Origin of the sequence: Nocardioides sp. P86 (genome assembly GCF_023712465.1) — a bacterium.
GTDB lineage: Bacteria > Actinomycetota > Actinomycetes > Propionibacteriales > Nocardioidaceae > Nocardioides > Nocardioides kribbensis.
Map to the genome: position 1 here is coordinate 175,795 of NZ_JAMAYE010000003.1, position 13,614 is coordinate 189,408.

13 protein-coding genes are annotated in these 13,614 nt (G+C 75.5%); 7 read left to right on the forward strand and 6 right to left on the reverse strand.

Annotated features, from left to right (window positions below; all coding sequences use genetic code 11):
• Positions 1–445: 445 nt before the first annotated feature.
• From M3673_RS14300 to M3673_RS14310, 3 genes are all read left to right on the forward strand, one after another.
• Positions 446–1,771 (forward strand): MATE family efflux transporter, encoded by a 1,326-nt coding sequence (locus tag M3673_RS14300; protein ID WP_251534457.1) that lies wholly within the window; start codon positions 446–448, stop codon positions 1,769–1,771.
• Between the two features lie 43 nt (positions 1,772–1,814).
• Positions 1,815–2,369 (forward strand): hypothetical protein, encoded by a 555-nt coding sequence (locus M3673_RS14305; RefSeq protein WP_251534458.1) that lies wholly within the window; start codon positions 1,815–1,817, stop codon positions 2,367–2,369.
• Between the two features lie 61 nt (positions 2,370–2,430).
• Positions 2,431–3,621, forward strand: a complete 1,191-nt coding sequence (locus M3673_RS14310; RefSeq protein ID WP_251534459.1) for a hypothetical protein — start codon at positions 2,431–2,433, stop codon at positions 3,619–3,621.
• Positions 3,622–3,735: 114 nt separating this feature from the next.
• Here M3673_RS14310 and rplI read toward each other — a convergent pair whose 3' ends face one another.
• From rplI to rpsF, 4 genes are all read right to left on the reverse strand, one after another.
• Positions 3,736–4,182 carry a 50S ribosomal protein L9 gene (gene rplI, locus M3673_RS14315; RefSeq protein ID WP_193661730.1) on the reverse strand — a complete coding sequence of 149 codons (447 nt, stop codon included), beginning with the start codon at positions 4,180–4,182 and terminating at the stop codon, positions 3,736–3,738.
• A 14-nt stretch (positions 4,183–4,196) separates the two neighbouring features.
• Positions 4,197–4,433, reverse strand: a complete 237-nt coding sequence (gene rpsR / locus M3673_RS14320) for a 30S ribosomal protein S18 (RefSeq protein WP_056865083.1) — start codon at positions 4,431–4,433, stop codon at positions 4,197–4,199.
• A gap of 124 nt (positions 4,434–4,557) precedes the next feature.
• Positions 4,558–5,145: a single-stranded DNA-binding protein gene (locus tag M3673_RS14325; protein WP_251534460.1), complete on the reverse strand. Its 588-nt coding sequence runs from the start codon at positions 5,143–5,145 to the stop codon at positions 4,558–4,560.
• A 146-nt stretch (positions 5,146–5,291) separates the two neighbouring features.
• On the reverse strand, positions 5,292–5,582 hold the full coding sequence (gene rpsF, locus M3673_RS14330) for a 30S ribosomal protein S6 (RefSeq protein WP_082500432.1): 291 nt from the start codon (positions 5,580–5,582) through the stop codon (positions 5,292–5,294).
• A 296-nt stretch (positions 5,583–5,878) separates the two neighbouring features.
• Between rpsF and M3673_RS14335 the strand changes: the two genes are divergently transcribed.
• On the forward strand, positions 5,879–6,871 hold the full coding sequence (locus tag M3673_RS14335) for a serine/threonine-protein kinase (RefSeq protein ID WP_251534461.1): 993 nt from the start codon (positions 5,879–5,881) through the stop codon (positions 6,869–6,871).
• Positions 6,872–7,049: 178 nt separating this feature from the next.
• On the opposite strand, the gene M3673_RS14340 is transcribed toward M3673_RS14335, so the two are convergent.
• Positions 7,050–8,552 carry a hypothetical protein gene (locus M3673_RS14340; protein WP_251534462.1) on the reverse strand — a complete coding sequence of 501 codons (1,503 nt, stop codon included), beginning with the start codon at positions 8,550–8,552 and terminating at the stop codon, positions 7,050–7,052.
• 309 nt (positions 8,553–8,861) lie between these two features.
• Between M3673_RS14340 and M3673_RS14345 the strand changes: the two genes are divergently transcribed.
• The 3 genes from M3673_RS14345 (at position 8,862) to M3673_RS14355 (ending at position 12,138) form a co-directional block, all read left to right on the forward strand.
• Positions 8,862–9,686: a deoxyribonuclease IV gene (locus tag M3673_RS14345; protein WP_251534463.1), complete on the forward strand. Its 825-nt coding sequence runs from the start codon at positions 8,862–8,864 to the stop codon at positions 9,684–9,686.
• Between the two features lie 195 nt (positions 9,687–9,881).
• On the forward strand, positions 9,882–11,051 hold the full coding sequence (locus tag M3673_RS14350) for a peptidoglycan bridge formation glycyltransferase FemA/FemB family protein (RefSeq protein ID WP_251534464.1): 1,170 nt from the start codon (positions 9,882–9,884) through the stop codon (positions 11,049–11,051).
• 4 nt (positions 11,052–11,055) lie between these two features.
• Complete coding sequence (locus M3673_RS14355) at positions 11,056–12,138, forward strand: alanine racemase (RefSeq protein ID WP_193661727.1); 1,083 nt, start codon at positions 11,056–11,058, stop codon at positions 12,136–12,138.
• Here the strand turns inward: M3673_RS14355 and M3673_RS14360 are convergent.
• Positions 12,099–13,610, reverse strand: a complete 1,512-nt coding sequence (locus M3673_RS14360; protein WP_251534465.1) for a glycosyltransferase 87 family protein — start codon at positions 13,608–13,610, stop codon at positions 12,099–12,101. The two genes, M3673_RS14355 and M3673_RS14360, sit on opposite strands and share 40 nt — an antisense overlap.
• Positions 13,611–13,614: the final 4 nt, after the last annotated feature.

Here is a 13,614-nt window from a genome sequence, read left to right on the forward strand (position 1 = left end):
GACCCCGTCACCGGGTCGCGCCGGGGGTGCCCGGCCGCTGCCGACGGTAGGGACGTCCACCGACAGTCGTCGGACCGTACGTGGTCGGAGGGGGTCGGCGACACCACCTTGTCCACAGGCCCTGGGGATAACTCGGGGTGACCCGTGGACGACACGCGTGGCGTTGTGCACCGCCTGGGGACAACCCTGTGGACAACAAACCGACTTTCCTCGACCGCACCGCGCTGACCTGCGCAAACAGTGCTAAGGCCATGTGGAACCAAAGTATTTTCACGCCGTGGGCGTTCACACCCCGGCTACCGGGCGGATGCCTGGGTGTTTGTCGACAAAGCACCGTGCCCGTGCGATATGCACAGGCAGGCCCGAGTTATCCACTGGTCGCCACGGACTACGACGGTCAGGACCGGAACGGCCAGGAGCCCCTTACGTGACTACACTGCGACCCGTGCGGCGGGCCGAGGACAGGGAGATCCTGCGCCTGGCCGTGCCGGCGTTCCTGGCCCTCGTGGCCGAGCCGCTCTTCCTGCTCACCGACGCCGCCATCGTGGGCCACCTCGGCACCCCGGAGCTGGCCGGTCTCGGCATCGCCGCCGTGGTCCTCCAGACGGCCGTCGGCCTGTGCGTCTTCCTCGCCTACGGCACCACGGCGGCCGTCGCGCGCCACCTCGGCGCCGGCGACACGCGGCGGGCGATGGCGCAGGGCGTCGACGGGGTGTGGCTGGCCGTGGTCATCGGCACCGTGGTGACCGTCGGCGGCGTCCTGGGCACCACGCCGCTGGTGGCCGCCTTCGGCACCGGACCCGAGGTGGCGGCGCAGGCCGAGACCTACCTGCGCCTGGCCTTCCTCGGCACCACTCCCCTGCTGGTCATGCTGGCCACGACCGGCATCCTGCGCGGCCTCCAGGACACCCGCACCCCCCTGGTCGTCGCCGTCGCCGGCAACCTGCTCAACGTCGTGCTCAACGTGCTGCTCGTCTACGGCCTCGACCTCGGCATCGCCGGCTCCGCGATCGGCTCGGTGCTGGCCCAGGTCGCCTCCGCCGCGGCGCTGCTCGCCGTGGTCGTGCGCGCCGCGCGACGCGAGGGCGCCCCCCTGCGGCCCGACCTCCCCGGCATCCGAGCGGCCGGCCGCGCCGGCGTGCCGCTGGTGGTGCGCACCCTCACCCTGCGGGCGGCGCTGCTCGTGACCACCTACGCCGTGACGCTCGGCGTCGTGGGCGGCGCCCAGGACGTCGACCTCGCCACCCATCAGCTGGCCATGACCCTGTGGACCTTCCTGGCCTTCGTGCTCGACGCCATCGCCATCGCCGCCCAGGCCCTCACCGGTCGCGCCCTCGGGGCCGGCGACCTGGCGGGCACCCGCGCGACCACCCGCCGCATGCTGCAGTGGGGCGTGGGCGCCGGGGTCGTGACCGGCCTGGGCCTGGCCGCGGTCAGCCCCGTGCTCGGGCGGCTCTTCACCGACGACCCCGCCGTCGCCGAGCGACTGGTGCCGGTGCTGCTCGTCGCCGCGCTCGGACAACCGGTCGCCGGGGTGGTCTTCGTGCTCGACGGCGTGCTCATCGGTGCCGGCGACGGCGTCTACCTCGCCTGGGGCGGCGTGGCGACGCTGCTGGTCTACGCCCCGGTGGCGCTGCTGGCCGCACCGACGGGCGGGCTCGTGCTGCTCTGGGTGGGGTTCAGCGCGGTGTTCATGGGGGCGCGTCTGGTGGTGCTCGTCGCGCGTGCCCGCGGCGACGCGTGGATGGTCACCGGGCCGGCCCGCGCCTGACCGCCCCTCCGGCGGAGCAGGGGCGCGGCCTACCATCACGGCCATGAAGCCGCTGCAGTCCGTCGCGATGGGGCTGCTGATCATCCTGCTCGTCGCTCCCGTGCGCGGCCACGACCTCCTCGCCGACCCCGTCGGGTGGGTCCTCGTGCTGCTCGGTGTGCGCGACCTGCCGGTCGCGCGTCGCCGCCCGCTGCTGGCGCTGGGGGCCGTGGCGGGCGCGGTGTCGGTGGCGGTGTGGTTCCCCGAGGTCGCGACCCGCCTGGCCGACGGCGACCCGGCACTGCTGTGGAGCGCCAACCTGCCCCAGCTCGCGCTCGTGCTGCTGCTGTGCCACGAGCTGGCCGAGCGGGCGCGCGACGCGGGCGACACCCGCGCGTCGGCCTGGCTGCGCACCCTGCGGCTGCTCGCCGTCGTCGTCGCCGTCCTGCCCCCGCTGGTCTTCGGCGCCGGCGTCGCCGCGCTCGAGGTGCCGGCGTACGTCGCCGCGCAGCTGCTGCTGCTCGTGCTGGTCTGGCTCGGCTTCCGGTACGCCGCGCGCCCCTGGGCCACCCGCGGGCAGTTGTCTGGAGCAGCTGGGATTCCCGGCGCGGCTTCGTAGCCTGGGCGGGCCTCGGGGCGTTGTCCAGCCACCACCGGTCCCGCTGCCCCCAGGAGTCGCCATGCCCACCTCGCCCCGCGCCCGCCGCGTCCGCCGCGTCGGACTCCTGGCCGCCGGCGGTCTCGTCGCCGGGCTGCTCCCCCTGGTCGGCCCCGCCGGGGTCGCACAGGCCGCCGAGGCCTGCACCACCGAGGTGGCACCGCGCAGCGTGCTGGGCCTGCCCACCGGCCCGCCGTGCGACGACATCGCGCCGCCGGAGACCACGATCACCGCGCTCACGCCACCGCCCAACGCGGCCGGCTACCTGCGCGCCGACGACCTGACCTTCACCTTCTCGGGGCGCCACACCGACGGCGACACCGACCCGATCTCCTTCGAGTGCCAGCTCGACGACGACGGCGTGTCGTCCAACGACCGGTGGGAGGCCTGCCAGAGCCCCCGGACCTACCAGGACCTCGAGGACAGCTCCCAGGCCCCCTACACCTTCCGGGTGCGCGCGGTCGACACCGCCGACGACGCCATCGACGCCACCGCCCCACCCGGGCTGCTCGTCGCGGGCGCCGAGACCGACCTGCCCGACCTCGACGAGTCGGCCGCGGTGAGCGTGGTGCGCGTCGACACCGTCGCACCCAACACCTTCGTGCTCAGCTCCCCGCCCCAGCTCGAGGGCTACCGGCTGCCGATCGCCGACTCGCTGAGCCCGCAGGTGCGACTGGCCGCCGACGAGGGCGGCTCGACCTTCGCCTGCGACGTCGACGGCGCCGCCGTGCCGTGCGCGGAGGGCGTCACGACCCTGCGCGGCCTGGGGCCGGGGGACAAGACGCTCACGGTGCGTGCCACCGACAGGGCCGGCAACACCGACCCCACCCTCAAGGACAGCACCGCGGTCTTCGCGGTGCCGGCCGACCTCACCGCGGCCGACGGCGGCCCCTGGCGCTCGCTGCGCTCCGCCGACGCGCTGGGCGGCAGCTTCCTGGAGACCCGGGAGAGGGGCGCGATGTTGCGCTACTACGGGCGCAACGTGCGCGAGCTGCTGCTCATCGGCCCCAGCGGTCCCGGTGCGGGCAGCGTCGAGATCAAGATCGGCCGGGCCCGGACGTGGCAGCCGGTGGACCTCGCCACCCCGACCGTGGACCGCCAGCACCTCTACACGGTGCGCGACCAGAACAGCCCGCTGCGCACCGGCACGATCCGCATCCGCGTCACCAGCGACGGTCGGCCCGTGCGACTCGACGGCATCCTGGCCCACTGACACCGGCCCACCGACACCGAGGGCCCCGGGAACGCCGGACGGGGCCGCCCCTCCTGGAGGAGGGACGGCCCCGTCGGCGTGCGGGCCGCCGAGCGGCCCGGGGTCGTGCTGGGATCAGCCCTTGACGACGTTGAGGGCCACCGTGGCGGACACCTCGTCGTGCAGCTTGACCGACACCTGGTGGGCGCCGAGCGAGCGGATCGGGTTGGTCACCGCGATGGTGCGCTTGTCGACGGCCTCGCCGGTCGCGTCGGTGACCGCCGTGGCGATCTCGCTGACGCTGACCGAGCCGAACATGCGGCCACCCTCGCCGGCGCGCACCTTGACGGTGACGGGCGAGGCCTCGAGCTTGGCCTTGATCTCGGCGGCGTGGTCGTGGTCGCGGACCGCGCGCGAGGCGCGGGCGGCCTTGATCGACTCGACGGTCTTCTCGGCACCACGGGTCCAGCGGATGCCGAGGCCGCGCGGGACGAGGTAGTTGCGGCCGTAGCCGTCCTTCACCTCGACGATGTCGCCGGGGGCACCGAGACCGGTGACTTCCTGGGTCAGGATGAGCTTCATCTTCTCCGCTCCTCTCAGCGACCGGTGGACGTGTAGGGCAGCAGGGCGACCTCGCGGGCGTTCTTGACCGCGGTGGCGACGTCACGCTGGTGCTGGACGCAGTTGCCGGTCACCCGACGCGCGCGGATCTTGCCGCGGTCGGAGATGAACTTGCGGAGCAGCGTGGTGTCCTTGTAGTCGACACCGGTCGCCTTCTCCTTGCAGAACTGGCAAACCTTCTTCTTCGGCTTGCGGATCACTGCCTTGGCCATTGTGGTGCTTCCTTTCTAGAAGCCCGTCCCGGAGTGGCTACCAGGTCGGAATGGTTGAGGTGGACGGACAGGACGCCGGTCGAGCGACCGGCGGTGGAGCGGGTCGTGCAGGTGGTGCTGCGGGTCAGAACGGGGGCTCGTCCTGGACGCCGGGGGCGGCCCAGGGGTCGTTGCCGGCCGCAGGGGCGGGACGGGACTGCCCGCCGCCACCGCCGCCGTAGCCACCGCCGGACCCACCGGCACCGCCCGAGGGAGCGGGGCTGGCCCACGGGTCGTCGCCGCCCTGGGAGGACCCGCCCTGCGAGCCTCCCTGGCCGCCGCCGGAGTAGCCGCCCCCGCCGCCCTGACGGGAGGCGCGGGTGACCTTGGCGGTGGCGAACTTCAGCGACGGACCGACCTCTTCGACCTCGAGCTCGAAGACGGTGCGCTTCTCGCCCTCGCGGGTCTCGTAGGAGCGGGCCTTGAGGCGGCCCTGCACCACGACACGCATGCCGCGCTGCAGGGACTCGGCGACGTTCTCCGCGGCCTGGCGCCAGATCGAGCACCGGAGGAACATGGCTTCGCCGTCCTCCCACTCGTTGGTCTGACGGTTGAAGGTGCGCGGAGTCGAGGCGACCGTGAAGTTGGCGACCGCGGCCCCGGACGGGGTGAAGCGGAGCTCCGGGTCGTCGGTCAGGTTGCCGACCACGGTGATGATGGTCTCGCCGGCCATGGGTTCTCCCTCAGGGTGTCGGGTGGTGCGTGCGCATCAGTCGGGTCCGATGTCGGTGCTGCCATGGTGGCGGCAGCCGCCGACAACGGCCAGAGGTCCTCCACAGGCGGCGGGGACGGGCTCGGGGCCCGACCTGCCGCCACGCCTCACTTGGCGTCGGGGCGGATGACCTTCGTGCGCAGGATGGACTCGTTGAGCGTGAGCTGGCGGTCGAGCTCCTTGACCGTGGCCGGCTCGGCGTTCAGCGAGATCACCGCGTAGATGCCCTCGGCGTTCTTCTTCACCTCGTAGGCGAGGCGACGACGTCCCCAGACGTCGACCGACTCGACGGTGCCACCGTCCTTGGTGACGACGTTGAGGTACTTCTCGAGCGAGGGCGCGATCGTGCGCTCCTCGAGGCTGGGGTCGAGGATGACCATCACTTCATAAGCACGCATAGCGGTCTCCACCTCCTCTGGACTCGGCGGCCACGGTCTCTCCGTGGCAGGAGGGCTGTGCGTCGCCCGAGCCCCGGCGCACCGGGGACATCGAGCGTGTCCCGCGCGAGCCCGATCCCATCGGTGGGGAGCGCGCACGAGGACGTCTGAGATTACCAGCGCCCCGACGCCGCCCGGCAATCCCCGTCCCGGACGCCCCCGGGGTCGCCCCGGGCCGGCCCGCCCCGGTCCGGGGGCCGGTCCGGGGCTGTGGAGAGCCGCTGCGACGCGCCGGCGCCGTGGCTAACGTCGTCCTGGTGAGCCCGGTGCCGCCGATCCCGCCCCTGGCGGGTCGCTACGTGCTCGCCGACCAGGTCGGCGCCGGCGGCATGGGCAGCGTGTGGCGGGCGTGGGACCTGCGTCAGGAGCGCTTCGTCGCCGTGAAGGTGCTGGGTCAGCACGACGCCTCGCTGCTGCTGCGCTTCGTGCGCGAGCAGTCGGTGCGGGTGCGCCACCCCCACGTGATCGCGCCCCACGGCTGGGCCGCCGACGACGACCTGGTCGTCCTGGCCATGGACCTCGTGCGCGGGGGCTCGCTGCAGTCGCTGCTGGAGACCCACGGCCCCCTGCCCGCCGACTTCGTCGCCGTCGTGCTGGACCAGCTGCTGCAGGCGCTCGCCGCCGTGCACGCGGCCGGCGTGGTGCACCGCGACGTCAAGCCGGCCAACCTGCTCCTCGACGCGACCGGCTCGGCGCGGCCGCACGTGCGCCTGGGCGACTTCGGTGTGGCCGCGCTCGCCGAGGACGTGCGCCTGACGCGCACCCCTGGTGCCGTCGGCACCGACGGCTACATGGCCCCCGAGCAGGCGGCGGGCGAGCCCCCCGACCCCGGCCAGGACCTCTACGCCGCCGGCGTCGTCGCCCTCCAGCTGCTCAGCGGGCGTGCCCCGACCCGCTCCGGACCGCCACCCACGCCGCCCCCGGGGCGTCTCGTGCCGCTGCTCGACGCCCTGACCGCGCACGACCCCCGACGACGTCCGGCCTCGGCGGCCGCGGCGCTGGGCCTGCTGCGGCGGGCCGGGGTGCCGTCGGGCGCCCCGTGGAGGGACGGCCCCCGACCCCCGGTGGTCGTGGACCGGATCGGTCCCCCGCCCTGGCCGGCGCCGCCGGGGGCGCGGGCCGTGTCGGCTCCCTCCCGGGACCACCCGCCCGGACGCGCGCACCGCTGGGCCCTCGGGCTGGCCGGCGCGGGCTGCCTCGGTGGCGCCGGCGGCCTCGCCGTCGCGGGCGTCCGGCTGCTGGCCGGCTGAGCGTCCCCGGGCCCCGCTCGCCCACCCCCGCGGGCGGAGGCCGCCCCCGACGCGGGCCCGGGGAAGAGCGCGGGCGTGGGGAGGGCCCGGGCGAGGGAACCTGCGGGACCAGGCCCGAGGAGGACGTGCGGTGCGGCGCGGGCTCGGACGAGAGCGAGGGCGATGGCTCCGCCTCGGGTCAGTGACGCCGGGCCCGGCGCAGCAGGGCCGTCCCCGCGCCGCCGAGCGCCACCGCGCCCAGCAGCAGTGCCACGCCGCCGACGGTGCGACCCGGGACCGCGGGGGTCCGGGCCGCCGACTCCCCGGAGGCGTCCGCTTGCCCGGCAGCACCGACGTCGCCGCGCGCGCCGGGCCACGCCGCGGGTGACGCTCCGGTGGGGAGCGGCAGGGCGCGCGGCGGACCGGCGTACGACGCGCCGGTGCCGGTGCGTGGCGCGCCCGCCACCGCCGCGGTGGTCACCGTGACCTCGGCCGTGCCCGACCCCGCCACCCACAGGGCGACGAGGTGCACCCCGGGCTCCGACGCGGCGCCCGCGCCGGGGTCGCCGCCGGACCGGGAGGCGGGGGTCACCACCGCCCCGTCGGCCCCGAGCACGAGCGGCCCGGGCCCGGCGCGGCCCCGGGAGCCGACGTCGGGCGGGCCGGCCAGCCCTCCGGCGGGGCCGACCAGCGCCAGCTCCGCGGCCGGCCGGCCCGGCAGGGGGTCGACGTCGGCGCGCACCGCCAACTCCTCCCCCACCCCGACCGGTACGCCGAGCCAGCCGACCCGCCCGCGGTCGAGCGCGACGTGGACGCTCGCGCCCGGCTCGAGCACCGGTGCCGTGGCGGGCGACGCGGCCGCAGCGACCGTGGTGGTGGCGACGCCCGCGTCGGGGTGCGCCCCGGCGCCCGGGGCCGGCTCCGGCAGCGACGTCCCACCCGGCGCGGGGACCTCCCACACGTCGAGCTCGTAGGCACTGCCGACCGGCACCCCGGAGGTCCGCACGGCGAAGACCGCGACCCTGAGCTCGGCCCGGGCCGGGCAGCCGCGGGCCTCGACCGACCAGGCGACGTCGGTGGACAGCGGCATCCGCGCCGCGCGGGTCAGCGGCGAGCGGTCAGAGCGCCCGCAGGGCACGAAGCCGCCACCGTCGGCGCGGGGGTAGCCCAGGAGCACGGTCAGCCGCCCGGGCCCCGGGGCGCCCGTGCCTTCGGCGCCCTGGCCGCCCTGGCCACCCGGCCCGCCCGGCCCGCCCGGCCCGCGGGTGACGGTGGCCCCCACCACCACGGTCGAGCCGGGCAGGGCGCGGCGCACGGAGTAGATGTTCTGCGAGGTCGGCTCCACCGTGCGGTCGCGGTAGCGCCCGGTCGTGAGCACCGGTGGCCGCCGGTGACCGGCGGCCCCGTCGACCGGCCGGAGCCCCTCGTCGCCGCCCGACCCTCGCGCGGTGAGCGGTCCGCCCGCCGCGGAGCCGGGCGGCCAGGCGGCGGCCGCGGCGGGGCTCAGGGCCTCGGCCACCGCGGCTGGGAGCACGACGGCGGTGAGCACCGCAGCAGTGAGGACCGCGGCGACGAGCACCGCGGCCACGGGAACCGCGGCGACGACGGCACGGCGGGCCGTGCCGCACCGGGCGGCACCGGCGGCGACGGGAGCACCACGGTCGGCGGGGTCACCGAAGTCACCGGGAAGCCACGGGGTCACGCTCCCCCCTCCCGGTCGACCGGCCTGACCCTCCGAGGCTGTCACCGCACCCGCTGGCGCGCGACCGCTCCTCCACAGGCACCGGGTGGGCGGGCCCGTCAGGCGCGCCCGCGGACGGTTTGCGTGGTTGCGGCGGTCCTCGACGGGCGGCGACGGCGCGAACCACGCAAAGCCACACCCGGCAGCACGTCCGCTCCGCGCAATGGCGCGATCCAGGACCCCGCACCCCCGGGCCACACCGCCGGCCGCACCCCCGGGCCACACCGCCGGGCCTCACCCGACGTCGGCGGGCGCTCGTAGGGTGACGCCATGAGCGAGGCAACCCAGGCAGCGGCGCAGGCAGGGATCAGGATCGGGGCCCACGTCGACCAAGTCGACCCGATCACCGAGGCCCAGGAGCGGGACGCCCCGCTGGTGCAGCTCTTCCTCGGTGACCCGCAGAGCTACAAGGGCCCGGTGGTGGCCTACGCCGGCGGCGCGGCCGGGCTGCGCGCCGACGCCGAGGCCGCGGGGGTGGACCTCTACGTGCACGCGCCCTACGTCATCAACGTGGCCACCACCAACAACCGCATCCGCATCCCGAGCCGCAAGCTGCTCCAGCAGCACGTCGACGCCGCCGCGGAGATCGGCGCCCAGGGGCTCGTCGTGCACGGCGGCCACGTCGGCAAGGCCGACGACCCGGAGAAGGGCTTCGACAACTGGCGCAAGGCCGTCGAGGCCACCGACCTCAAGGTCCCGCTGCTGATCGAGAACACCGCCGGCGGCGACAACGCCATGACCCGCCACCTCGAGCGCATCGGCCGGGTCTGGGACGCGATCTCCGGCGCCGAGCAGGCCGACCGCGTCGGCTTCTGCCTCGACACCTGCCACGCCCACGCCGGCGGCAACGCGTTGGAGAGCGTCGTCACCGACGTCCTCGCGATCACCGGGCGCATCGACCTCGTGCACTGCAACGACAGCCGCGACGACTTCGACTCCGGCGCCGACCGCCACGCCAACTTCGGCGCCGGACGCATCGACCCCGACCTCCTCGCCGCGGTGGTCCGCGACGCCGGCGCCCCGGTCGTCTGCGAGACCCCCGGCCCCGCCGAGGCCCACGTCGCCGACTTCGCCTGGCTCCGCGCGCGTCTCTGACGTACGCCGGCCCCGTCCCGCCCCCGCCGCCCGCACGACCGGGCCCGCACCCGAGCCGCCGCACCCACCGCCCGCACCACGACCCCCCTCCACGACCCGCACCACGACGGGCGCCCCGTGGCCCGCACCACGGCCCACACGGAGCCCGCGGAGGGGTGCCGGGGCCGGCCGGCGAGGACCGGTAGCCTCGCAGCCGTGCCCCGTGACAAGACCGCCAGCGCCCTGAGCGTGCGCCCGATCTCCGACGCGGAGCACCTGGCCTTCCTGGCCACGCAGCGCTCCGCCAGCTTCCTGCAGACCCCCGCGTGGGGCCGGGTGAAGGCGGAGTGGCGCCGCGAGTCGATCGGCTTCTTCGAGCCCGGCGGCGCCGCCCCCGTCGGCGCCGCGCTCGTGCTCTACCGCCAGCTGCCCAAGCTCAGGCGCTACCTCGCCTACCTGCCCGAGGGCCCCGTGATCGACTGGGCCGGCGACGACCTGCGCGCCTGGCTCGACCCGCTCACCGAGCACCTGCGCGGCCAGGGCGCCTTCGGCGTGCGCATGGGCCCGCCCGTGGTCTGCCGCCGGTGGAGCGCCGCCCAGGTCAAGGCCGGCATCGCCGACGACGGCGTCCGCACCCTGGGCCAGGTCGCGCCCTCCGAGCGCGACCACACCGGCGCGCGCGTGGTCTCCCAGCTGCGCGAGCTGGGCTGGGTGCCGCAGCAGGTCGAGGGCGGCTTCGCCGCCGGCCAGCCGCAGTACGTCTTCCAGGTGCCGCTGCGCACGGCCGACGGCAGCCCCCGCAGCGAGGACGACGTGCTCAAGGGCATGAACCAGCTGTGGCGGCGCAACATCAAGAAGGCCGCCAAGGAGGGCGTGGTCGTCACCGCCACCACCGGCGCGGCCGAGGCGCTGGCCGAGCTCGAGGCCTTCCACGCCCTCTACGTCCACACCGCCGAGCGCGACCACTTCACCCCGCGCCCCCTGTCCTACTTCCGCATCATGGTCGAGGCCCTCGCGGCCGAGGACCCCGACCGGATCAAGCTCTTCCTGGCGCGCCACGAGGGCGACCTGGTGGCCGCGACCATCGCGATCCGCGTCGGCGCGCACAGCTGGTACTCCTACGGCGCCTCCTCCACCGAGAAGCGCGAGGTGCGCGGCTCCAACGCCGCCCAGTGGGCCATGGTGCAGGACGCCCTGGCCGCCGGCGCCGACGTCTACGACCTGCGCGGCATCACCGACACCCTCGACAGCGACGACTCCCACGTCGGGCTGATCCAGTTCAAGGTCGGCACCGGCGGCGAGGCCGTCGAGTACGCCGGCGAGTGGGACCTGCCGCTGAGCACGGTCCTCTACAAGGCCTTCGACCTCTACATGAAGCGGCGCTGACGACATGAGCCTCACCCTGACCGTCGACGGCGAGCGCTGGCGCCAGCACCTGCTCGCCACCGCCGAGAAGCACCCCGGCCTGGTGCCGGTCTGCAAGGGCAACGGCTACGGCTTCACGCTGGGCCGCCTGGCGCGCAGGTCCCAGTGGCTCGACGAGCGCGGCCACGGCGTCGACACCATCGCCGTCGGCACCTACGACGAGCTGCCGCACCTGGCCAGCCGCTTCGACGGCGACCTGCTGGTGCTCACCCCGTGGCGGCCCTTCGAGTCGGCGCTGGAGGTCGACCCCGCGCTGTCGGGGCGGCTGGTGCACACCCTGAGCCGCCCCGAGGACGTGCGCGACCTGCTGGCGCGCCAGCCCGACGCCCGCTTCGTGCTGGAGCGCCTCACCAGCATGCAGCGCCACGGCCTGAGCGCACGCGACCTGTGGGCCGTCGCCGCCGAGCTGCGCTCCCACCCCCGGGCCCGGCTCGAGGGCATCGCCTTCCACCTGCCGCTGCAGCAGGGCTCCCACGTCGGCGAGGTGCACCGCCTCATGACCGACGTGGCCGGCGCCGAGCTGCCCGACACCCCCGGCGCGCGCACCATCTGGGTCAGCCACCTGACCGACGCCGAGCTGGCCGAGCTGCGCGCGGCGTACCCCGACTTCCGGCTGCGCCCGCGCATCGGCACGGCGCTGTGGCTGGGCGCGCGCGAGGCGATGCGGGTGACCTCGACCGTGCTGGACGTGCACCCGGTCAGCCGGGGCGACGCCTTCGGCTACCGCTCGCGCACCGTGCCCAAGGACGGCCACCTGCTCATCGTGTCCGGCGGCACCGCCCACGGCATCGGCCTGGAGGCGCCCACGGGCGACTCGAGCATCAAGGCCCGCGCCGGCGCCCTGGCGCGGGGCGGCCTCGACGCCGTCGGCTTCGTGCGCTCGCCCTTCTCCACCGACGGCAAGCAGCGGCTCTTCGCCGAGCCGCCGCACATGCAGGCCTCGATGCTGTTCCTGCCCGGCGGCGCCCGGGTGCCGCAGGTGGGCGAGCTGGTCGACGTGCGGGTGCGCTACACCACCACGTCGTTCGACCGCGTCGTCGTCTCCTGACCCGCCCCGCCGCCCGGCGGCGGGCCCGGCGCGGCTGAGCCCCGACCCAGGTCGGGCGCGGCCCGCACGGGGTCGTGCTCCGGGCGCAGCACGTCGCGCACGACGAGCGCGGTGAGGTAGAGCTCGCCGGCGACACGCACGACGATCGCGACCCAGTAGAAGCCGGCGTCGCCGCCGCCGCCCGGGGCGAGGTAGCCGCCGAGGTACCACCACACCGAGGCGAAGTAGAGGATCTCCGCGCCCTGCCAGACCACCTGGTCGCGCCAGCGCGGGCGGGCCAGCACCGCCAGCGGGAGCAGCCACAGGACGTACTGCGGGGAGTAGACCTTGTTGACCAGCAGGAAGCCGACCACGACGAGGAAGCCGAGCTGGGCCAGCCGCGGGGTCTGCGGGGCGCGCAGCCCGAGCACCAGCACGCCCAGGCACCACGCGCCGAAGAACAGCCACGAGCCGACGTTGACGGTGTGGGCGGTGATCTCGGTGTCGAGGGCGTCGCGCGCCACCAGCCACAGCGAGCCCAGGTCGGGTCCGCGCTCGGAGTTGAAGCTCCAGAAGACCCGCCACTGCTCGGGCCCGGTGAGCAGGGCGGGCAGGTTGGCCACCAGCCACGCCGCCACCGCCACCGCGATGGTGACGGCGAGCTCGCGGTAGCGCCGCTGGCGCAGGCACACGACGAGCACCCCGCCGAGCAGGAAGAGCGGGTAGAGCTTGGCCGCCGTGCCGAGGCCGACCATGACGCCGGTGAGCACGGGCCGGTCGCGCGACCAGGCCCACACCGCGCCGGCGGTCAGGGCCACGGCGAGCAGGTCCCAGTTGATCAGCCCGGTCAGCAGCAGGGTCGGCGAGGCGGCCAGCATCGCGGCGTCCCAGGGGCGGCGCCGGTGGGTGCCGGCCACGAACCACGTCGTGAGCAGGGCCAGCGCGGCGAAGACCAGCGCGCTGACGACCATGAACCACCGGATCTCCTGGCTGACCTCGGGGTCGACGAAGAGCTGGTCGGTCGCGAGCGCCTGACGGGGCGCGAGGTCGGGCCACCCGACCACGGCCTGGGTGAGCAGGCTCGTGCCGTAGGCGAGGTAGGAGATCCCCACGGGGTACTCCATGACCTCGGGGAAGCGCTCGCGCACGGCCGGGTCGTCGGAGTAGGGCCAGGCCCGCTCCACCAGGCCGCGGCCGGTGTAGAGGTAGGGCAGGTCGGAGTAGCACATCTGGGCGTAGCCGGCCTGGTTGTCCTGCCAGGTCCGCTCGAAGCACCCGCTCTTCTGCACCATGCCCAGGGCGAAGCACAGCGCGGTCAGCGCGAGCAGCACCCGCACCGGCGTCCACCACCGGTGGCGCCCGGCGTGCTCGCCCACCGGGCCGCCGAGGCCCTCGCTGAGCGCGCGGGCCACGGCGTCGTCGCGCGTGGGGTGGACGTGGCCGTCGACGGGGCGCGCGCCGGCGGCACCGGCGTCGCCGGCGACCTCACCCACGCGG

Bases quoted from the DNA above. Each gene is read 5' to 3' on its own strand.
- M3673_RS14305 (WP_251534458.1), top strand. From the start codon at position 1,815: ATGAAGCCGCTGCAGTCCGTCGCGATGGGGCTGCTGATCATCCTGCTC.
- M3673_RS14310 (WP_251534459.1), top strand. From the start codon at position 2,431: ATGCCCACCTCGCCCCGCGCCCGCCGCGTCCGCCGCGTCGGACTCCTG.
- rplI (WP_193661730.1), bottom strand. From the start codon at position 4,182: ATGAAGCTCATCCTGACCCAGGAAGTCACCGGTCTCGGTGCCCCCGGC.
- rpsR (WP_056865083.1), bottom strand. From the start codon at position 4,433: ATGGCCAAGGCAGTGATCCGCAAGCCGAAGAAGAAGGTTTGCCAGTTC.
- M3673_RS14325 (WP_251534460.1), bottom strand. From the start codon at position 5,145: ATGGCCGGCGAGACCATCATCACCGTGGTCGGCAACCTGACCGACGAC.
- rpsF (WP_082500432.1), bottom strand. From the start codon at position 5,582: ATGCGTGCTTATGAAGTGATGGTCATCCTCGACCCCAGCCTCGAGGAG.
- M3673_RS14345 (WP_251534463.1), top strand. From the start codon at position 8,862: ATGAGCGAGGCAACCCAGGCAGCGGCGCAGGCAGGGATCAGGATCGGG.
- M3673_RS14355 (WP_193661727.1), top strand. From the start codon at position 11,056: ATGAGCCTCACCCTGACCGTCGACGGCGAGCGCTGGCGCCAGCACCTG.